General features: G+C 28.9%; 19 protein-coding genes. All 19 read left to right on the top strand.

Going from position 1 to position 21340, the window contains the following annotated elements:
* The first annotated feature begins 327 nt into the window (after positions 1-327).
* The 19 genes from rpoN (at position 328) to E5347_RS13605 (ending at position 21187) form a co-directional block, all read left to right on the top strand.
* On the top strand, positions 328-1710 hold the full coding sequence (gene rpoN / locus E5347_RS13695) for an RNA polymerase factor sigma-54 (protein ID WP_136007791.1): 1383 nt from the start codon (positions 328-330) through the stop codon (positions 1708-1710).
* 281 nt (positions 1711-1991) lie between these two features.
* Positions 1992-3035 (top strand): sugar-binding transcriptional regulator, encoded by a 1044-nt coding sequence (locus E5347_RS13690; protein WP_136007790.1) that lies wholly within the window; start codon positions 1992-1994, stop codon positions 3033-3035.
* Between the two features lie 46 nt (positions 3036-3081).
* Positions 3082-4080, top strand: a complete 999-nt coding sequence (gap, locus tag E5347_RS13685) for a type I glyceraldehyde-3-phosphate dehydrogenase (protein ID WP_136007789.1) — start codon at positions 3082-3084, stop codon at positions 4078-4080.
* Positions 4081-4282: 202 nt separating this feature from the next.
* The gene (locus E5347_RS13680; RefSeq protein WP_136007788.1) at positions 4283-5461 is read left to right on the top strand and encodes a phosphoglycerate kinase; all 1179 of its coding nucleotides are present in this window, start codon (positions 4283-4285) and stop codon (positions 5459-5461) included.
* A gap of 187 nt (positions 5462-5648) precedes the next feature.
* On the top strand, positions 5649-6395 hold the full coding sequence (tpiA, locus tag E5347_RS13675; RefSeq protein ID WP_136007787.1) for a triose-phosphate isomerase: 747 nt from the start codon (positions 5649-5651) through the stop codon (positions 6393-6395).
* Between the two features lie 574 nt (positions 6396-6969).
* A complete protein-coding gene (gene gpmI / locus E5347_RS13670) occupies positions 6970-8496 on the top strand; it encodes a 2,3-bisphosphoglycerate-independent phosphoglycerate mutase (RefSeq protein WP_136007786.1) in 1527 nt (508 codons plus the stop codon).
* Positions 8497-8691: 195 nt separating this feature from the next.
* On the top strand, positions 8692-9597 hold the full coding sequence (locus tag E5347_RS13665; protein WP_136007785.1) for an ROK family protein: 906 nt from the start codon (positions 8692-8694) through the stop codon (positions 9595-9597).
* Positions 9598-9970: 373 nt separating this feature from the next.
* Positions 9971-11353 (top strand): hypothetical protein, encoded by a 1383-nt coding sequence (locus E5347_RS17015; RefSeq protein WP_136007784.1) that lies wholly within the window; start codon positions 9971-9973, stop codon positions 11351-11353.
* A gap of 56 nt (positions 11354-11409) precedes the next feature.
* On the top strand, positions 11410-11931 hold the full coding sequence (locus tag E5347_RS13655) for a GNAT family N-acetyltransferase (RefSeq protein ID WP_136007796.1): 522 nt from the start codon (positions 11410-11412) through the stop codon (positions 11929-11931).
* 303 nt (positions 11932-12234) lie between these two features.
* Complete coding sequence (locus E5347_RS13650; RefSeq protein WP_136007783.1) at positions 12235-12507, top strand: hypothetical protein; 273 nt, start codon at positions 12235-12237, stop codon at positions 12505-12507.
* 179 nt (positions 12508-12686) lie between these two features.
* Positions 12687-13553 (top strand): DegV family protein, encoded by an 867-nt coding sequence (locus E5347_RS13645; RefSeq protein WP_136007782.1) that lies wholly within the window; start codon positions 12687-12689, stop codon positions 13551-13553.
* A 606-nt stretch (positions 13554-14159) separates the two neighbouring features.
* Positions 14160-14825, top strand: coding sequence for an amino acid ABC transporter permease (locus tag E5347_RS13640; RefSeq protein ID WP_136007781.1), 666 nt, complete (start codon positions 14160-14162; stop codon positions 14823-14825).
* On the top strand, positions 14806-15480 hold the full coding sequence (locus tag E5347_RS13635; protein WP_136007780.1) for an amino acid ABC transporter permease: 675 nt from the start codon (positions 14806-14808) through the stop codon (positions 15478-15480). The genes E5347_RS13640 and E5347_RS13635 overlap by 20 nt, the downstream gene beginning before the upstream one ends.
* A gap of 14 nt (positions 15481-15494) precedes the next feature.
* Positions 15495-16241 carry an amino acid ABC transporter ATP-binding protein gene (locus tag E5347_RS13630; RefSeq protein ID WP_136007779.1) on the top strand — a complete coding sequence of 249 codons (747 nt, stop codon included), beginning with the start codon at positions 15495-15497 and terminating at the stop codon, positions 16239-16241.
* 50 nt (positions 16242-16291) lie between these two features.
* On the top strand, positions 16292-17119 hold the full coding sequence (locus E5347_RS13625; RefSeq protein ID WP_136007778.1) for a cysteine ABC transporter substrate-binding protein: 828 nt from the start codon (positions 16292-16294) through the stop codon (positions 17117-17119).
* A 66-nt stretch (positions 17120-17185) separates the two neighbouring features.
* Positions 17186-17779 (top strand): protein kinase, encoded by a 594-nt coding sequence (locus E5347_RS13620; protein ID WP_136007777.1) that lies wholly within the window; start codon positions 17186-17188, stop codon positions 17777-17779.
* A 628-nt stretch (positions 17780-18407) separates the two neighbouring features.
* Positions 18408-19703: a phosphopyruvate hydratase gene (eno, locus tag E5347_RS13615; RefSeq protein ID WP_136007776.1), complete on the top strand. Its 1296-nt coding sequence runs from the start codon at positions 18408-18410 to the stop codon at positions 19701-19703.
* A 410-nt stretch (positions 19704-20113) separates the two neighbouring features.
* Positions 20114-20344, top strand: a complete 231-nt coding sequence (gene secG, locus E5347_RS13610) for a preprotein translocase subunit SecG (protein WP_136007775.1) — start codon at positions 20114-20116, stop codon at positions 20342-20344.
* Positions 20345-20809: 465 nt separating this feature from the next.
* Complete coding sequence (locus tag E5347_RS13605; RefSeq protein WP_136007774.1) at positions 20810-21187, top strand: PH domain-containing protein; 378 nt, start codon at positions 20810-20812, stop codon at positions 21185-21187.
* Positions 21188-21340 lie beyond the last annotated feature (153 nt).

Raw genomic sequence — 21340 nt, 5'->3', positions numbered from 1 at the left:
AAAGTGTAAATTACATTAATTGAAAGCTTATATATCTTTTAATTTTTATATAAGTTGATTCTGTATTTACTTAACTGAAATATTTTTTATATGAACTAATTTAATAAAATGTAAAAACTTTATTACAACTTATATATTAATAATGTTTTGCAGTTATTAATAGAATAGTTTAAATGAAATAAGTATTTAGAAATGATGGTATATAAATGTATTGCTATAAAATAAATTTAAGCACAATTTATAAATAGATTACATAGTAAATATTAAATTACAGTTTATACGTAAAATATAAGGGTAGAAGTTCTCTATAGGATGAAGGTGTGATATATGAAATTAGATTTTAATTTAAATCTTACCCAAGAACAAAAGTTAATAATGACACAGCAAATGCAATTATCTATTAAGCTACTACAAATGTCTACTTATGATCTAAGAGAGCATATAGAAAAGGAGTTTTTAGAAAATCCAATTCTTGAAGGTGACTTTGATTTTATCCAAGAAGATAAGAAGTTTGAAGATAAAATAGATTATAAGGAAATGATTAAGTACTTAGAGTTTGATAATTACGGAAACCAAAGTTATGGCGATTATAATAAGGATGACGAAGTTTCACCCTTTAATTTTATATCTAAAAGTGAATCTCTTACTGAATACTTACAAGAGCAACTTATTGAATCTGATGAAGATGAATACAAAAAGGCTATAGTATCATATATGATAGAAAATATTGATAGTAGAGGATACTTGGACATGCCTCTAGAAGAGATATGCAAGGAATTAGATATTAATATTGAATTAGGTGAAGAGGCTTTAGAAATTCTGCAAGATTTAGACCCAGATGGAATTGGAGCTAGGGACTTAAAAGAATGCTTAAAAATCCAATTAATAAAAAAGGGAATGTTAGATGAAAATCTAGAAGAGATAATAGATGAGTATTTAGATTTAATTGCAGATAATAAATTTGCTGTTATTGCTAAAAATTTAAATATAACTCCAAAAGAAGCGCAGGATTTAGGCGATATTATAAAGGGTCTTGAACCAAAGCCATCAAGAGGATTTTTTACAGGAGATGATGTTAAATTCATAATTCCAGATGCAGCAATTAGAAAAATAGATGGTGAATACTTTGTAATAATGAATGAAGGTGTAATACCAAGGCTTTCAATAAGCAATTTATATAAGGATATTATTAATAATAAGGAAGATGAAAGTACTGAAAGTTATGTAAAGGAAAAACTTAATAGTGCAATGTTCTTAATTAAAAGTATAGAACAAAGAAAAAGTACATTACTTAGAATTTTAGAACAGGTAGTAGAAAAACAAAAGGAATACTTTGATAAGGGACAAAAATATTTAAAACCAATGACATTAAAGGAAATGGCTGAAATATTAAAGATCCATGAATCAACAGTTAGTAGAGCTATAAAGGATAAATATATTTTAACTAGTTTTGGCACTGTTAAAATTAAAGATTTATTTACTGGTGGATTAAGTACTTCAAAAAATAATTCTGAGGATGTAGCAGTTGTTAATATAAAGAAGCAAATAAAAGAAATGATAGATGCAGAAGATAAGAAAAAACCTCTATCAGACCAAATAATTTGTGATGAACTTAATAAAAAGAAATTAAATATTTCTAGAAGAACTGTTGCTAAGTATAGAGAAGAACTAGGTATAAGATCTTCAAGTAAAAGAAAAAGAATAGAGTAAATGAAAAAAGTTTATACTAGATTTAAAGCTTAAATAAAAATAAAAATTAAAAATGAGTTAAATTATAAAACTTTAGGATAATAAAAGGATTAGCATTATGAGGAAGGTATTACAATAAAGAAATATATCTTCCTCATTAATGAGAATATACTAAATAATTGTAAAAGTTTTAGAAAAGTTTAAAGAAAGTACTTTCAAAATTAATAGAAGTGTTTTATAATATTAGATGTGGGACATATATAATATATATGGGACTTTTTTTGACCAAAGGAGGGTTGGCAGTGCAGGAAATATTATATTTACAGAAAAAAATAGTTCCTGAACTTGTAGAAGTCCTAGAAAAGCGTTATAGTATTCTAAGGACAATATATTACAATCAGCCTATAGGAAGACGTGTTTTAGCAAATCAATTAGATCTTGGTGAAAGAATTGTAAGAAACGAAATAAATTTTTTAAAATCTCAAAATTTAATTGAAATTAATACACCAGGAATGACTGTTACAGAAGAAGGGGAAGAAATAGTTGATAAACTTAAAGAATTTATTCATGAAATAAAAGGTTTATCAGATATTGAAGAAAACATAAAAAATTTCCTTGGATTAAAAGAAGTAATAATAGTTCCAGGAGATGTAGAAAAAAGCAAGACTATCTTAAAGGAAATTGGAAAAGCTACAGCTCAGTGTTTAAAATCTATAATAGAAGATAACAATATTATAGCTATAACTGGTGGAAACACCATAAAAGAGTTTGTTGAAGCTATGCCAAAGATTAACAAGGTTTCTAATATTCTTGTTGTTCCAGCTAGAGGCGGAATGGGAAGAAAAGTTGAAATACAAGCAAGTACATTAGCTGCATCTTTAGCTAAAAAGTTAAATGGTGCCTATAAATTGCTTCATATTCCAGAAAATCTAAGCTTAAATCTCTTAGATACCTTATTAAAAGAAAAAGAAATAAAAGAAGTAATAGATAATATACATAAAGCAAATATTTTAATATATGGTATTGGTGAAGCCTTAGTAATGGCTGAAAAAAGAGATGTATCAAGTGATGAATTTAATAAGCTTAAATCTTTAGGAGCTGTTGGAGAAGCCTTTGGATGTTATTTTAACAAAGATTCTAAAGTAGTTTCAGAAAATACTTCAATTGGAATAAATATTAATGAAGCAAGAAAAATTAACACACATATTGCAGTGGCTGCTGGGGAAAATAAAGTAGATGCTATTATTGCAACCATGATGAATAATCATAATGCCATATTAGTCACCGATGAAGCTGCTGGAATAAAGATTATGGAGTTCATCAAAGAACACAATAAATTAGCTTAAAATTTTTAAAATTTTAAATATAACTATTTTTAGGAGGTAATTGCAAATGGTAAATGTAGCAATTAATGGTTTTGGAAGAATAGGAAGATTAGCATTAAGATTAATGATTGAAAACCCAGAATTTAACGTGGTAGCAATCAACGACTTAACAGATGCTAAGACTTTAGCTCACTTATTTAAATATGACTCTTCTCAAGGAAGATTCAACGGTGAAATCGAAGTTAAAGAAGGAGCTTTCGTTGTTAACGGAAAAGAAATCAAAGTTACAGCTGAAAGAAATCCTGCAGACTTACCATGGAAAGAATTAAACGTTGACGTAGTATTAGAATGTACTGGATTCTTCACTTCTCAAGAAAAAGCTGGTTTACACTTACAAGCTGGTGCTAAGAAGGTTGTTATTTCAGCTCCTGCAACTGGAGACATCAAGACTGTTGTTTACAACGTAAATAATGATATATTAGATGGAAGTGAAACAGTTGTTTCAGGTGCTTCATGTACTACAAACTGTTTAGCTCCAATGGCTAAAGTATTAAACGATAAGTTCGGAATTCAAAAAGGATTCATGACTACAATCCATGCTTACACTAATGACCAAAATACATTAGATGGTCCTCATGGAAAAGGTGACTTAAGAAGAGGTAGAGCTGCTGCTGCTAACATCGTTCCAAACTCAACTGGAGCTGCTAAAGCAATTGGTTTAGTTATTCCAGAATTAAAAGGAAAATTAGATGGTGGTGCTCAAAGAGTTCCAGTTACTACAGGTTCATTAACTGAATTAGTTGTAACTTTAGACAAGAAAGCTACTGTAGAAGAAATTAACGCTGCTATGGCTGCTGCTGCAAACGAATCATTTGGTTACACTGAAGATGAAATAGTTTCATCAGACGTAATCGGAATCACTTACGGTTCATTATTCGATGCAACTCAAACAAAAGTTATGACAGTTGGAGAAGAGCAATTAGTAAAAGTTGCTGCTTGGTACGATAACGAAATGTCATACACTAACCAATTAATAAGAACTTTAAAGTACTTCGTAACTAGATAATTAAATAGTTAGTAATACTTAAAATAGAGCATTAATTATGGGTCTGGTTTTATAGAAAATCTATGAGGCCAGACCTATTTTAAATTAAGAATAGATACTTAAAGGTGCTGTCGCACAATTAAAAATTAATAAAGGCGGCTTCATGCTTATAAATATAAATGAAACATAAAAGTTTCAAAAAATAAATTAAGAGGTGAAATCAATGAGCTTTAATAAGAAAACTATAGAAGATATCGATGTTAAAGGCAAAAAGGTTTTAGTAAGATGTGACTTCAATGTGCCACTAAAAGATGGTGTTATCACTGATGAAAATAGATTAAATGGTGCATTACCAACTATAAACTATTTAATAGAAAATGGTGCAAAAGTTATCCTTTGCTCACACTTAGGAAAAGATGCTTCTAAATCTTTAGCTCCAGTTGCTAAGAGATTAAGCGAAATGCTAAACAAAGAAGTAGTTTTTGCTAGAGATGAAGAAGTAGTAGGAGCTAACGCTAGAGCTGCTGTAGAAGCTATGAAAGATGGCGATGTTGTATTATTAGAAAATACAAGATGCAGAAAAGAAGAAACTAAGAACGTAGAAGATTTCTCTAAGGAATTAGCTTCTTTAGCAGATATATTTGTTAACGATGCATTTGGTACAGCTCACAGAGCTCACTGCTCAACTGTAGGAGTTACAGATTACTTAGATACAGCTGTATGTGGATACTTAATTCAAAAAGAATTAAAGTTCTTAGGAGAAGCTGTTAATAATCCAGTTAGACCATTCGTAGCTATATTAGGTGGAGCTAAGGTTTCAGATAAGATAGCTGTAATCAACAACTTATTAGAAAAAGTTGATACATTAATCATCGGTGGAGGAATGGCTTACACATTCTTAAAAGCTCAAGGATACGAAGTTGGATCTTCTTTAGTAGAAGCTGATAGAATTGACTACGCTAAGGAAATGATCGAAAAGGCAGCTGCTAAGGGTGTTAAGTTCTTATTACCAGTTGACCACAGAATTGCTGCAGAATTCAAAGATGTAGAAGCAGTAGTTACAGAAGATCAAAACATCCCAGCAGGAAACATGGGATTAGATATCGGACCTAAGACTGAAACTTTATATGCTGATGCAATTAAAGATGCTAAAACAGTTATTTGGAACGGACCTATGGGAGTATTCGAATTTGATAACTTCAATAAGGGAACAATTGCAGTTGCTAAAGCTATGGCTGATGCAGATGCAACAACAGTTATCGGTGGAGGAGACTCAGCTGCCGCTGTTAATATCTTAGGATTTGGAGACAAGATGACTCACATCTCTACAGGTGGTGGAGCTTCTCTAGAATTCTTAGAAGGTAAGGCTTTACCTGGAATAGAAGCACTAAATAATAAATAAAAACAAGTTTTATTTATTAATGAAAGAATGAAAAAATGAAAGAATGAAAGAATGGAAATGATTAAAAGCATGGTATTCTAAAAAGAGATTTTTATTTTATTATTTAACGTTGTTGAATAATAACCTTAATTTTTTAATTTCTTAATTCTTTCATTCTTCCAATTAATAATAATACGGGGTGATTTAAATGAGAAAACCAATAATAGCTGGAAACTGGAAGATGCATTATACTCCAGCTGAGGCTGTAAAAGTTGTAGAAGAATTAAAACCATTAGTAGCTAATGCTACATGTGATGTTGTAGTATGTCCTACTTTTGTTTGTTTAGATGCTGTTTTAAAAGCAGTTGAAGGATCAAACATTAAAGTTGCTGCTCAAAACATGCACTTTGAAGAAAAGGGAGCTTTCACAGGAGAAGTTGCTCCAGGAATGCTTGAAGCTATGGGAGTTAGCTATGTTGTATTAGGACATAGTGAAAGAAGAGAATACTTCAATGAAACAGATGAAGCTTTAAACAAGAAAGTTAAAGCGGCATTTGCTCATAACTTAACTCCAATCCTTTGCTGTGGAGAATCTTTAGAGCAAAGAGAAAACGGAACAACTAATGATGTTGTTGGAGCACAAATTAAAGCTGATTTAGAAGGATTATCTAAAGAATTAGCAGAAAAAGTTGTTGTTGCTTACGAACCAATCTGGGCAATCGGAACTGGAAAAACTGCTACAAACGAGCAAGCTAATGAAACAATTATGGCTATAAGAGCTGTATTAGCAGAAATGTTTGGAAAAGAAGTTGCTGATAAGATAAGAATTCAATATGGTGGATCAGTTAAGCCAAACACAATTAAAGATCAAATGGCTATGTCTGACATAGATGGAGCTTTAGTTGGTGGAGCTAGCTTAGTTGCTGCAGATTTCTCACAAATAGTTAACTTTTAATTAATTAAAGCTGTGCAATAATTATTAGATAATTATTACACAGCTTTTTAATTTATAAAAAGTATAGCTATGAAAAGTAAAGTGAAACAGAATAAAACGAAATACAATGAAATAGATAGATACAGAAAGTTAAATTTTTTTGTAATGATAAAGATAAAAAGTAAATATATTTATAGAATTTAGGTGAAATTCAAGTGATTGTATTATTAATTAATAATTATTATCAAAAATATTTTCTTGCAAAGGTTTAACTGGCTTGTACATTTATTGTTAAAATGAAGTAATTGTAGTATAATAAAGGTGAAATTAAAGAAAGATAATATTATATAAGTTGTGGTAGATATTTTGCATTAATTGAATTGTAGTTTAATTTAATAGCGTTTAAGTAAAGTAAGTATTTTAGAGACTTATATAAAGACTAAAATATATATGATTTCAATCTTATTATTTCATTTAAATAAGTTTAATAATTTTAACTTTATAATACATAAATAATATAGATTTAATTGATACATATATATAAGTATTGTCAATATAATTTCAAATATAGATTAAGTAAATTTTGGAGGGAATTATGGCGAAAAAACCTGTAATGTTAATGATATTAGATGGATTTGGAATAGCTCCAAAGTCAGATGGAAATGCTGTAGAAGCAGCACAAAAACCAAATTACAATAGATTAATGACTAAATACCCAAGCACACAATTACAAGCTAGTGGATTATTTGTTGGATTACCTGATGGACAAATGGGTAACTCAGAAGTAGGACATTTAAATATTGGTGCTGGAAGAATTATATATCAAGAATTAACAAGAATAACTAAGGAAATAGAAGAAGGCGGATTCTTTAAGAATGAAGCTTTAACATTAGCAGTAGAAAATGCTAAGAAAAACAACTCTGCACTACATTTATTAGGATTATTATCAGATGGTGGAGTTCACTCACATATTGATCACTTAAAAGGACTATTAAGATTAGCTAAAGATGCTGGATTAACTAAGGTATATGTTCATGCATTTATGGATGGTAGAGACGTTCCACCTTCATCAGGAAAAGATTTCATAGTTGAAATCGAAAAGTACATGAAGGAAATTGGAGTAGGTAAAATAGCTACTGTATCTGGAAGATACTATGCAATGGATAGAGATAACAGATGGGAAAGAGTAGAACTAGCTTACAATGCAATGGTTCTAGGAAAAGGTGAAATTTCTTCATCTGCAGTAGAAGCTATTGATAAGTCTTACCATGATAATAAGACTGACGAATTTGTATTACCATCAGTAGTAGATTCAGAAGGAACTATTAAAAATGGAGACTCAGTAATATTCTTTAACTTTAGACCAGATAGAGCTAGAGAAATAACTAGAGCTATTAATGATAAGGAATTTGCTGGATTTAATAGAGAAGCTTTAGATTTAACATTTGTAACTTTAACTCAATATGACAAGACTTTAGAAGGAGTTAATGTTGCTTACAGACCAGAAGGCATTAACAATACTTTAGGAGAATATGTTTCAAATAAAGGATTAAATCAATTAAGAATTGCTGAAACTGAAAAGTATGCACACGTTACATTCTTCTTTAACGGTGGAGTTGAAAAAGAATATCCAGGTGAAGATAGAGCATTAATTGCATCTCCTAAGGTTGCAACTTATGACTTAAAGCCTGAAATGAGTGCTCATGAAGTAACAGATGAATTACTTAAGAGATTAGATGAAGATAAGTATGATATGATTATCCTTAACTTTGCTAACCCAGATATGGTTGGTCATACTGGAGTTATGGAAGCGGCAGTTAAGGCTATAGAAACTGTTGATGGATGCCTAGGTAAGATTGCAGATAAGATCTTAGAAAAAGATGGAACTTTATTTGTAACTGCAGACCATGGTAATGCAGAGATCATGATTGATTTCTCAACAGGAAACCCATTCACAGCTCATACAACTGACCCAGTTCCATTTATATGGGTATCAAACAATACTGAAGGTAGAAGCTTAAAAGAAGGAAAACTTGCTGATATAGCTCCTACAATGTTAAATGAAATGGGATTAGATAAACCAGCTGAAATGACTGGAGAATGTTTAATAGTAAATAACTAATTGTTATAGAAGCGTAGCTTAAGGCTGCGCTTTTTATTTTTTTAATTTTTATTGAAAATAGGATACTTTAAGAAGAATGACTGGAAGATTTTAAGATTAATTTAACAAATATTAACAGAGATTATGGACAAGACATCTTTATGTATGTATACTTAGTTTTATAAAAGAAAACGTTTTAAAAAGGGGGGAGAAGAAATGAGTAATTATATAGTCTTTGATATAGGTGGATCATCAGTAAAATGGTCTGTAATTAATAACGAAGCTATTATATTAATTAGTGGAAAAATAGAGATATCTGAAACTATAGAAGGATTTTTTTATGATTTATCTAGTAAGGTAAATGAACTAAAGGAAAAATATAGCCTAGAAGGTATTGCATTAAGTGCACCTGGAGCAGTAGATAATGAAACAGGAATTATTGGAGGGATGAGTGCATTACCATATATACATGGACCTAATTTTAAAGAAGTATTAAATAAAATGACAGGACTACCAGTTGAAATAGAAAATGACGCAAATTGTGCGGCATTAGGGGAATGTTGGATTGGAGCGGCTAAGAATGAAAATGATTGTGCTTTTGTTGTTTGTGGAACAGGGATAGGTGGGGCATTAGTAAAAGATAAAAAAATACATTCAGGTGTTCATAAACATGGAGGAGAATTTGGATATTGCTTAGTAGATATAGATGTTCATAACCAAAAATATTTATCATGGAGTAGAGCTGGTTCAACTTTTGCAGTAACAAAATTTATTGCAGATAGAAAAGGAATAAGTATGGATAACTTCAATGGTATAAAAGCCTTTGAGTTATATGATAATGGTGATGAAATAGCTGTAGAAGAAGTAAATAAATTTTTTAGATATATGGCTATAGGTATATTTAATATTCAATATACCTACGATCCAGAGGTTATAGTTTTAGGTGGTGCTATTTGTGAAAGAAAGGGATTCTTAGAGGAAGTAAATAAAAAGATAGATGAAATTAAGAATTCCAATTCAGATGCTAAAATAAGACCAGTAGTTAAGATTTGTAAGTATGGAAATGATGCAAATAAATTAGGTGCTTTATATAACTTTTTACAAAAGCAAAATTTAATATAATTACAAAGGATAATGAGAATAAATAATAAAATGATTAAGAAATGTTTTAATATATAGATTTGATAGAAGGTGTATGAGTATATAATTTGATTTACTTATGCACCTTTTTTATTAGATTAATTTAATGAAGTTTAAAAGAATGATACAAATATAGTCAAATTAAGAAAAGATATATAAATAAAGTTTAAATTCGTATAAAATTTAGTTTCGATTTATTTTTAGAAATAATTACGTATATATAAAACTACATTTAACTAAGAAATAATATGGTATAATTTACTAGAGAAATGTTATATTAATAAATAGTTATTATTCCAAATTTTATTTTTATGACTATAATAATTATTTAGATTTCGAAGGGGAAAGGGATACGATGGATAAGCTTTATGAGAATCAGTTTAATAATAAATCAATAGATATAGATGAAAGGTTTTTAAGGGTTTTTAGAGGCAGAGCTATGAAAAATATTGCTATTGGCTTTATGTTTACTTTATTTACTTTTAATTTTTTATGGTTACAGTACATATTACCAACATTAGCAGCAGTGCTTTTATATATTGGCTTCCGTGATTTAAGAAAGGAAAACAAAACTCTTAAATTAGCTTGGAAATTTTCTATTATAAATATGGCATTTAATGTATTAAGCTTGATATATAAAAGTACACCTTTAAGTGTCAATTTTAACAATGTTTTTTTATCAGCATTAATATTAATAGTCTTTCATATTACTTTTCTTATTATTTTTAGAAAAGGTATAAGAGAAGTTTTTAGTAAAGCTAATGTGGAGCATAAAAAAGATCCTATTATGAGATTAATAATTTGGAGGATTATAGTTACAATAATTGCTATAACAGAATTAGGTCAAATTTGGTTTATTTCTATTCCTATGATTATATATTACTTCTATATAATTAGATTGCTATATAAATTAAGTTATGATATTGAAAGTATCAATTGTATGACTTCAAATACCAAAATAAGATTTAGTAATAAAAGTTTGATATTGGGATATATTACAAGCTGTATTTTCTTAGTTGCAATTAGCTGTGTTCTATCTAATCATATTAGATTAGATTCTGTTGAAGTAACACCTGTTAAGGAATATAGTAATAGAAATTTGTTAATAGATGAAGGAATTCCATTGAAAATTGTTAGAGATATTATAGATGAAGATATGGCTGTCCTTAAGGATATAGTAAATATAGAGACAGTTAATATTGATTTTGATTTCGATAATGATACAGAAAAGGATTTAGAAGCAATAACTATATTTATTGAACTTAAGTATAATGAAATGTATGCAATTGAATACTTTGATTGGGGAGATAATGGACCTTATTGGCAAGATGGAATTGCCATTAGTAATTCAAGAGAGTTAGAGCTTATAAATGGAAGATTAATATATGAAAATAAAGGTATAAACTACGCTTCAGCAATACCTAGATTAAATGGAGGAATAGTAGGAAGCACTGATATTTTTGGTCAGTTAAGTCAAGAAAATAAAATAACAGGAACAATAAATTATCCTCTTAACTCTAAAGAACAAAGAGGTTATATTTTCTACAAAATAAATATGGAAGAAGGTGCATTATTGGGAACGAATATAGCAGACTATATGCACTATAGCCATCCTTTTAGAATTCCTTATACAGAAATTGAAAAAAGTAATTTAAGTTTTAGTAATAATTTAAGACAAAATGCATCCAATTATAGGACTAAAAGTAGGATAGAGTTAGAAAAACAGAATAGTTTATAAGAGTATGATATTACAAAGTGAATCAAAACTATTCATATAGAGGGAGGCAAGTTTTAATGGAGTTTTTAATAAGACCAATAGAAGTTGGAGACGGCAAAGGAGTAAATGCCCTTAGGCGTATGCCAGGGGTATTTGAAAATATACTTGGGATTCCATCAGAAAGAGTAAAACGTAATGAAGATTTCATTATGAATATGGACGGGAACCAACACCAATTTGTAGCTGTAGTTCAAAATAAAAATGGTGAAGAAGAAATAATAGGAACGGCAGGATTAACTATAAATTCAAACCCACGTTTACGTCATAGCGGTGGCATTGGAATTATGATTCATAAAGATTATCAAAATATGGGGGTTGGCACTGCTTTAATGGAAGCTCTACTTGATGTTGCTGATAATTGGCTAATGCTTATTCGCGTTGAGTTAGGAGTGTTCGAAGATAATAAAAGAGCCATTCATCTTTATGAAAAGCTTGGTTTTAAAAAAGAAGGTCTTAAACGTCTAGCAGCTATAAGAAATGGAAAATATGAAAATGAATACTTAATGGCAAGAATTAATCCATCATATATCAAAGAATAAATATGTAGATTATTATATTATCAATAAAAAGGAAAACTATAATAATTATAGTAGTCTAGATTTATAAATACTAATTTGGAGTATTACTAATGTATATTTTAATAAAAGATTATTATAAATACTGCACCAGTCGGAAATGAGAATGCAGTATTTTTATTTTATTTAAATATATTCAATAATTAGAGTTGATTCTTAGATTGTTAATAATGGACTTCTCTGACAATTTGAGCAACATTAATTTAGAAAAATATGGTACACTTAATTATTACTGGAAGATAATTATAATTAATAAGGAGGAGGAAAATGAACTTAAATCGGTTTTCTATTCTAACAATTATATTTGGGATACTTTGTATTGTTTCCATGATATTTTACTTTTTTAATAAGTTAGACAGTAATTATATAGTTTTAATGCTTGGATTAACTCAGTTATTTAGTGGATTAAGTCACATAAAAACATCTAAAAGTTTAGATGGAAAAGAAGGATATAATGGCAATAAGATAATTGGAGTTGTAATTTCAATTATGGGACTATTTTTAGTGATTGCTTCTTGTATTAAAATATTAGAAAAGTAATAAATTTATTAGTAGAAATACTTATGTTCATTTTATGACTTCCTAAGTTCTAGATCGTGTCAGGGGGAGGGGGATATAATATCTTTCACAGAATTATATTTTGAATATCAAAACATTTGACAATGGAATAAATCGAATATATAATATCAGTACAAAATGAAATTTAGGAGTTGAAAAGTATGAGTATAAAATTAATTACGGATTCAGCATGTGATTTATCTATAGATTATATAAGAGAAAATAATATTGATGTAGCATCTTTAATGGTTAATTTAGATGGAGAGTTTATTCTTGATGATCTAGGACAAACTTTAAGCCATAAAGATTTTTATAAAAAAGTGAAAGAGGGAGCTATGCCTTCAACTACACAAGTTAATGTGGGAACTTTCCATGAGCTCTTTGAAAGATATGTTAAGGAAGGTAAGACTATTTTATATATTGGATTATCATCAGGCTTAAGTGGTACAGTTAGCAGTGCAGTAACAGCTAGAAAGATGATATTAGAAGAATATCCAGAAGCAAGTATTAGTATATTAGATTCTCTAAGTGTATCTGTAGGAGAAGGTATATTAATATATAAGGCTGTGGAAATGATAAAAAATAATAAGACTGTTGAAGAAATAGTTAACTATTTAGAATCAATAAAGAGAAAAGTTATCCATGGAATCACTGTAGATGATTTAAATCATTTAAAGAGAGGTGGACGTATCTCTGGGGCAGTTGCAGTAGTTGGTGGATTGCTTGGAATAAAGCCAACTTTAAAAATTGATAATGATGGTGGTGTAGTGCCTGGGGAAAAACTAAAAGGTAGAAAAAAAGCTCTAAAGTATTTAGTTAATCAAATTAAAGAAAAGGGAGAAAATATAGAAGATCAAGCTATATTTATTGCCCATGCAGATTGTTTAGAAGATGCATTAACTGTTAAAGAAATGATATTAAGTGAGTATAATGTTAAGGATGTAATAATCAACTCAATTGGAGCAGTTATTGGAACTCATGGAGGACCTGGAACTCTAGGGGTTGTATTTATAGGTAATGAAAGATAATTTAAGATGCTAGAAATAATGGAATAATTAAAAATGAAAAATTTAAAGAATAAAAGAATTGTTGATAAAGTTTTTTAGTAGCACTGAAAGAATTACATAAATAATCATTAATTTTTAATTATTAACTAGGCTGTTTTTTGAAACAGCCTTTTTTGTGCTTTTATATTTCTCACAAAGGATAATTTAACGCATAAACTAATTACGGGTTGTTATATTTGTAACATTAAAAATAAATTAAAAGATTGAATCACTTTTTAAGGTTTCTGTAAATAATCTATAAGAATAAATAAAAGGCAATTATGTTTTTAAGATAATATTACTCTTAATAGTAAAAAGGTTTAATAATAAATTTAAGTCAATAGCACTTTCAATACTAATTAATAATAAAAACTTTCAAATAAAAATAGAAGTTAAAAATAGGAAGAACTCTATTGACAAAAATAAACAGTATATATAAAATATAGAATATAAGAAATAAAACATATCGGAATAGTAGGAATAGCGAAGCGGGAGTAATGAAAGGTTTAGGAAAAACAAAGAGAGAAGAAAATTGTATTTTAGTTTACGTATTGTGAACTTAACTGATTTTACAATGGGGGAATGTAAATGGACATAGATTTTAATTTTATTAGAGAGATTATACCTACATTTATGCAAGGTACAATTATGACTGTAAAGCTTGCAGTAGTTTCTATAATTTTATCTATTACAATTGGGCTATTAATAGAAACAGCAAGATATTTTAATTTAAAGATTTTAACTATAATTTCTAAGGTGTATATAGAATTCTCAAGAAATACGCCTTTGCTAATTCAAGTTTTTTTTCTTTATTATGGATTAACTAAGTTTGGTATAAAGCTTAGTGGTTTTGCTTGTGGAGTAATAGGACTAGCCTTTTTAGGAGGAGCTTATATGGCTGAAAGCTTTAGAGGAGGAGTTCAAGCTGTTTCAAAATCTCAAATTGAAAGTGGAGAAGCTTTAGGGCTTAGTAAGAAGCAAATATTAACGAGTATCATACTGCCAATTAGTTTTTCAATTTCAATACCATCGATAGTAGCTAATGCTATTTTTTTAGTTAAGGAAACATCAATTATTGCATCAATTGCAGTAGCAGAGCTTATGTTTGTAACTAAGGATGTTATTGGAATGTACTATAAGACAAGTGAAGCATTAATATTAGTAGTTATATTTTATCTTATTATCTTACTTCCAATCTCAATATTTAGTAGATTTCTAGAAAGGAGGTTAAGGTATGGGGAATTTGGCAAATAATGCAATATTTAATATAGATAATTTAAAAAGATTAATGGAGGGACTAGCTGTAACATTAAATATAGCTTTAGTTTCAGTAATACTATCAACTATTTTAGGAATTTTATTTGGAATCATTATGACTAGTAAAAACAAGGTTATTAAAAGCATTTCCTTTATATACCTTGAAAGTATAAGGATTGTACCTATAATGGTATGGCTTTTTATATTTTACTTTGGAATACCTAAAGTTTTAAATATCCATATAGATTCAATATTAGTTGGATATATAGTTTTCACATTATGGGGAACGGCTGAGATAGGAGATTTAGTAAGAGGTGCAATAACCTCTATTCCTAAAATATATTATGAATCTGCTATGGCATTATCTTTAAATAAGGTAAAAACTTATAGATTTATTATAATTCCAATAAGTATAAGGAGGGTTTTGCCTGGAATAATCAATTTAACTACAAGAATGATTAAGACCACTACTTTAATGACCTTAATAGGTACAGTAGATTTAGTTAAAGTTGGCCAGCAAATTATTGAAAGATCTATTTTAACAGAGCCTCTTACTCCATTTTGGATTTATGGCTTTATGCTAATAATTTATTTTATTATTTGCTTCCCTATTTCATTAGGGGCAAAAGCTCTTGAAAGAAAGTTAAACTAAGGGGGAGAAGAATTATGAGTGAAGATGTTTTATTAAAGGTAAAAGGCCTGGAAAAGAAATATGGAGATATAGAAGCTTTAAAAGGAATAGATTTAGAAGTTAAAAAAGGCGAAGTTGTAGTAGTACTTGGACCTTCTGGCTGTGGAAAAAGTACATTTTTAAGATGTATAAATGGCTTAGAGGAAATAAGTAAGGGAGAAATCCATCTTGAAGGCTATGGTTTACTAGGGAAAGAGATACCTTTTGAAAAGGTAAGAGGAATAGTAGGGATGGTTTTTCAAAGCTATGAATTATTCCCTCACTTAAATGTAATAAATAATATACTTCTTGGGCCAACTAAGGCTCAAAATAGAAAAAAGGAAGAAGCAGAAAAACAAGCAGATGAATTACTTAATAGAGTAGGTTTATTTAATAGAAAATTTTCTTATCCAAGAGAATTATCAGGAGGTCAAAAGCAAAGAATTGCAATAGTAAGAGCTTTATGCATGAACCCCGAAATAATGCTTTTTGACGAAGTTACAGCAGCTTTAGATCCAGAAATGGTTAGAGAGGTATTAATGGTATTATTAGAGCTTGCAAAGAATGGAATGACTATGATAGTTGTAACTCATGAATTAGAATTTGCAAAGCATGTAGCGGATAAGATAGTTTTTATGGAAGAAGGAAAATTAGTAGAAGTAACTACTCCTAAAGAATTCTTTAATAATCCAAAAACTGAAAGGGCTAAAAGCTTTTTAGCATCTTTTGATTTATATAAATAAGCAATAAGTAATAAAATATTAAAAATATAAAAAGGGATGGTGTAAATAAAATGAAGAAACTATTATCAATAATTTTAACAATTGTATTAGCAGTGGGGGCGCTAGTTGGATGTAGTCAAAATCCTGCGGAAAATCAGTCATCAATTGATAAAATAAAGGCTGAAGGAAAAGTAAGAATTGGAGTATTTAGTGATAAACCTCCATTTGGATTTGTTGATGAAAAGGGTGAAAATCAAGGCTATGATGTATATTTAGCAAAGAGAATAGCTAAGGATTTACTTGGGGATGAAAACAAGGTTGAATATGTATTAGTTGAAGCTGCTAATAGAGTAGAATACTTAGAATCAAATAAAGTAGATATAATCCTTGCAAACTTTACTGTAACTCCAGAAAGAAAAGAAAAAGTTGACTTTGCAAATCCTTATATGAAGGTTGCTTTAGGGGTAGTATCATCAGATGGATCACCTATTAAATCAGTGGAAGAATTAAAGGGGAAAAAGCTTTTAGTTAATAAAGGAACTACAGCAGAAAGCTACTTTACTAAAAATCACCCAGATATAGAATTAATTAAATATGAACAAAATACAGAAACTTTTGCAGCTTTAACAGATGGTAGAGGAGATGCTTTAGCTCATGACAATACTTTATTATTTGCTTGGGCAAAAGAAAATCCAGGATATACAACTTATATTACTTCATTAGGTGATGAGGATACAATTGCTCCAGCCGTTAAAAAGGGAGATACTGAACTTTTAGAATGGTTAAATAAGGAAATAGATACTTTAACTAGTGAAGGATTCTTTAAGGAAGCCTTTGAAAAGACTTTAGTTCCAGCTTATGGAGATACTGTAAAACCAGAATCAGTTATTTTTGAATAAAGATTTGTTATAATATTTCCAAGGAAATAATAGTATATAGTAATAATAATTTTTGGGGAGAGTTTTATGCCTAGAAGCTATTCTTATTCAGCAGATTTTGATTCAGAAACGGAGGAACTTTTTAAAAGTGCTGAATTTCTTGGGGAGGGTCATAATGGAATAGTTTATGAACTTCCAGGAAATAAAGCAATTAAGATCTTTAAGGAGTCAAAATGTTGCAAGGAAGAAGGAGAAATCCTTAAAAAGGTTAGTAGATCAAAATACTTCCCTAGATTGTACAATATAGGTAGTTTTTATATGGTAAGAGACAAGGTTCATGGGAATAGGTTAGATCATTATATTAAGAAAAAAGGTTTTAATTATGAAATATCAGAAAGCTTATATTATTTAATTGAAGAGTTTAAAAATTTGAAATTTGTTAAACTTGATGCTAGATGCAGAGATATTTATATAACAAATGATAATAAAGTTATGGTAATAGATCCTAAGCAATGCTATAAAAAGAAAGTAAGCTATCCAAGACATCTTATGAAGGGCCTTGATAAAATTGGAGTATTAGATAGTTTTCTTGAAGATATAAATATTATAGATAAGAAGGTAGCAAAAAATTGGAGAAAAAAATACAATCAGTATTTACAAAATAGAGATGATGAAAAATAGTGATTATCTTAGCTGTCTTTGAAATAGCTTTGTTAAATGAGTTGCCAGAATGGTAGCTCATTTTTCAGTTAATAATAAAGATAGAGAAGGTGTTATTTAAGAAGGATTTTCTATAAAGTAGTCTGTTGCAGAAAACGCATTTCTTGATTGGAAGATAATACTTTAATATGATTTTATGACCTACTATTATATGGTGAAATTTTAACTTATGTATTTCTAGTAAAGTGATTTATTAAGTGAAATTACAAATAATGAATTACTAAAGTATCAATTATCGTAACATTATAGAAGAAAATAAGGTATAATTACATTAATATACCTGTATTTACAATGTTTATGTATATAATCATTAATTAATGTAAGCAAAATACTTATAATACGGATTTAAAATAAATTTAATAATAGGGTAATTGTTTACATAAGTAAATACGTATTGAAATATATGGGCAAAGTGGTATAATAATAGTGAAAATGTGATAATGATTATTATTTGCTAAAAAATGTTATTTATTTTAAATTTTTCTTAGTATTTATGCTTTTATGAATAATTCTGTCGCTGATAGAAATAATAATAATGGTATGAATAGAAAAAGGTAAATAGTAACATTAAAATAAAGGAGGAATAAACGTGAAAAATTATAACGAAATAGTAGATGTTGTGGCTAGACAAATTCTTGACTCAAGATGTTTCCCAACAGTAGAAGTAGAAGTATACTTAGAAGATGGTACTGTAGGAAGAGCAGCTGTTCCATCAGGAGCATCAACTGGTATGTATGAAGCAGTTGAATTAAGAGATGGAGATAAGAGCCAATACTTAGGAAAAGGTGTTTTAAAGGCAGTTCAAAACGTTAATGATACAATTGCTGAAGAGTTAATTGGATGTAACGTATATGATCAACCATACATCGATAAGTTACTTATTGAATTAGATGGAACTCCAAACAAAGCTAAGTTAGGTGCTAACGCTATCTTAGGTGTTTCATTAGCTGTTGCTAATGCTGCTGCTAAATCTTTAGATTTACCATTATACCAATATGTTGGTGGAGTAAATGCTAAGGTTTTACCAGTTCCAATGATGAACATAATCAATGGTGGATCTCATGCTGATAACTCAGTAGATTTACAAGAATTCATGGTAATGCCAGTTGGAGCTAAGACTTTCAGCGATGCATTACAAATGTGTGCTGAAGTTTACCATACATTAAAGAAAACTTTACACGATAAAGGATATTCAACAGCTATCGGTGATGAAGGTGGATTTGCTCCAAACCTTAAGTCAAACGAAGAAGCTATTGAAGTTATCATAGAAGCTATAACTAAAGCTGGATACAAAGCTGGAGAAGATATGTTCATAGCTATAGATGCTGCTTCATCTGAATATTACAAAGATGGAAAGTATGTATTAGAACATGAAGGAAAGACTTTAACTGCAGCTGAAATGGTTGATTTCTTAGAAGCTTGGGTTGATAAGTATCCAATTATCTCAATCGAAGATGGTATGGCTGAAGAAGACTGGGAAGGTTGGAAGCTAATCACTGAAAGATTAGGTAAGAAAGTTCAATTAGTTGGAGACGATCTATTCGTTACTAACACTGAAAGATTAGAAAGAGGTATTGACTTAGGAGTTGGTAACTCAATCTTAATTAAGTTAAACCAAATCGGTACTTTAACTGAAACTTTAAATGCTATCGAAATGGCTAACAGAGCTGGATACACAGCAGTAATTTCTCACAGATCAGGAGAAACTGAAGATACTACTATAGCTGATTTAGTTGTAGCTGTTAATGCTGGTCAAATTAAGACTGGTGCTCCTGCAAGATCTGAAAGAGTTGCTAAGTACAACCAATTAATAAGAATTGAAGAAGAATTAGATGATGTTGCTGAATACAGAGGAAGAAGAGCATTCTTTAACATAAAGAAATAGTTTTATTCTTAATAAGCAATAAGAATTAAAATAGGAGATATAATAAGATTTATTAGTTTAAATCTGTTATATCTCCTTTTAGTATTTTAGAGGCTTTTAGTTAATAATAAGTTGTAATAAAGTTTTTATAACTTATTAAGTTATATTTTATGTATAAAATATTTTGGACATGAAATTGCATACTCAACTTATATACAAATAAAAAACATATGATTTCAAGTGCTGTGCTGTACTTTATAATTATATTTACTTAAAGTTACATAAGATGTAGATTATTTATTGAAATACATATAGAATAAAAATGTTTAATTTAATTATATTTGACAATAGTTACTTGTAAAATTATCATCATTATGATAAGATAACCTTATGTAAATACGACCATTTATATCTAGTTGGGAGGTATAGCGATGAAGAATCTTTTATTAGTGTTAGAAGCAGTGTTAGGACTAGTAATTATAATATCAGTATTATTGCAACCAAGTAAAACAGATGCATTAAGCGGATTGATTCAAGGAAGTAGAACTGAAACATTCTTCTCTAGGAATAAGGCTAAGACAAAGGAAGCTATGTTGTTAAAGTTAACGATTGTTACGATGGCTTTATTTGCCGTTAATACAATAGCTTTAAATTTAATATAGGGATTTAAATGAGCTGCTTAAATTATTAGTGGCTCTTTTATGTTTTTATGAGGATTTTTAATGTAGCTGTTTCTGTGATAGTCATAGCAGTAAAATTAGAGTTAAAACTACTGATTTTTTATTTGATTTTGCAATAAACTATTAATGTGAATTATAATAATAGTAAGTGGTTCTGTCGCACAATGTAAAATTAAAAATGTATGATAGCTCTTTAATTTTATAAATAAGAATTGAAGGTATATTTAAGTCTATAAATAAGATCTATGTTAGTTTTGAATTTATAAATAAGTACTATATTTTAGGGTTAACTTTATTTTAACTATATAGTATTTATGAACTGGTGATTATAAATAAGAACTATATTTTAAGTTCAACCTTATAAGTAAGATTATAAGTTAGATTTAATTTAAGAAATGGTTAGTTTAAAATTAATGAATAATATAAAAAAACAAGGAGGGTGTTTTTATGGGTATATTTAATGGTTTAATGGGAAATGCTTCTGAAGTGAATCTGGAAAGCTTAAGAAAAGATTATGAAAAGATACTATCGCCAGGGGAGAGTATTGAAAAGGGGTATAAGCTAGTAAGAGACTTGTTTTTATTTACAAATAAGAGATTGATATTAGTAGATAAGCAAGGGGTAACAGGTAAGAAAACAGAATATCATTCAATACCTTACAAATCAATAACTCATTTCAGCATTGAAACATCTGGTCATTTTGATTTAGATGCAGAACTTAAAATCTGGATATCTGGAACTGCATTACCTATTGAAAAGCAATTTAATAGTAGCTTAAATATATATGAATTACAATCTGTTTTAGCAGAGTATTGTCTAAAATAGTGAAAATATAGATTGGTTAAATATTAACATGAAGATAAAAAGAATATTAAATTTGCAGATAAGAAAAAAAGTGAATAAGTTAAATTTAATATAAAGAGAAACTATAGATGATATATATAAAGATAAAATCATAGATAATAAAAGATTATTAAA

Source organism: Clostridium sartagoforme, assembly GCF_004794105.1.
GTDB classification, from domain to species: Bacteria; Bacillota; Clostridia; order Clostridiales; family Clostridiaceae; genus Clostridium; species Clostridium sartagoforme_B.
The sequence above is the reverse complement of the archived record's forward strand: the minus strand, read 5'-3'. Positions and strand labels throughout refer to the sequence as shown.

Coding starts and splice junctions, on each gene's coding strand:
- E5347_RS13665 (WP_136007785.1), top strand. CDS start 8,692: ATGAGTAATTATATAGTCTTTGATATAGGTGGATCATCAGTAAAATGG.
- tpiA (WP_136007787.1), top strand. CDS start 5,649: ATGAGAAAACCAATAATAGCTGGAAACTGGAAGATGCATTATACTCCA.
- E5347_RS13630 (WP_136007779.1), top strand. CDS start 15,495: ATGAGTGAAGATGTTTTATTAAAGGTAAAAGGCCTGGAAAAGAAATAT.
- E5347_RS13680 (WP_136007788.1), top strand. CDS start 4,283: ATGAGCTTTAATAAGAAAACTATAGAAGATATCGATGTTAAAGGCAAA.
- E5347_RS13605 (WP_136007774.1), top strand. CDS start 20,810: ATGGGTATATTTAATGGTTTAATGGGAAATGCTTCTGAAGTGAATCTG.
- secG (WP_136007775.1), top strand. CDS start 20,114: ATGAAGAATCTTTTATTAGTGTTAGAAGCAGTGTTAGGACTAGTAATT.
- E5347_RS13640 (WP_136007781.1), top strand. CDS start 14,160: ATGGACATAGATTTTAATTTTATTAGAGAGATTATACCTACATTTATG.
- gap (WP_136007789.1), top strand. CDS start 3,082: ATGGTAAATGTAGCAATTAATGGTTTTGGAAGAATAGGAAGATTAGCA.
- E5347_RS13635 (WP_136007780.1), top strand. CDS start 14,806: ATGGGGAATTTGGCAAATAATGCAATATTTAATATAGATAATTTAAAA.
- E5347_RS17015 (WP_136007784.1), top strand. CDS start 9,971: ATGGATAAGCTTTATGAGAATCAGTTTAATAATAAATCAATAGATATA.
- E5347_RS13645 (WP_136007782.1), top strand. CDS start 12,687: ATGAGTATAAAATTAATTACGGATTCAGCATGTGATTTATCTATAGAT.
- E5347_RS13625 (WP_136007778.1), top strand. CDS start 16,292: ATGAAGAAACTATTATCAATAATTTTAACAATTGTATTAGCAGTGGGG.
- E5347_RS13650 (WP_136007783.1), top strand. CDS start 12,235: ATGAACTTAAATCGGTTTTCTATTCTAACAATTATATTTGGGATACTT.
- E5347_RS13620 (WP_136007777.1), top strand. CDS start 17,186: ATGCCTAGAAGCTATTCTTATTCAGCAGATTTTGATTCAGAAACGGAG.
- E5347_RS13655 (WP_136007796.1), top strand. CDS start 11,410: ATGGAGTTTTTAATAAGACCAATAGAAGTTGGAGACGGCAAAGGAGTA.
- rpoN (WP_136007791.1), top strand. CDS start 328: ATGAAATTAGATTTTAATTTAAATCTTACCCAAGAACAAAAGTTAATA.
- gpmI (WP_136007786.1), top strand. CDS start 6,970: ATGGCGAAAAAACCTGTAATGTTAATGATATTAGATGGATTTGGAATA.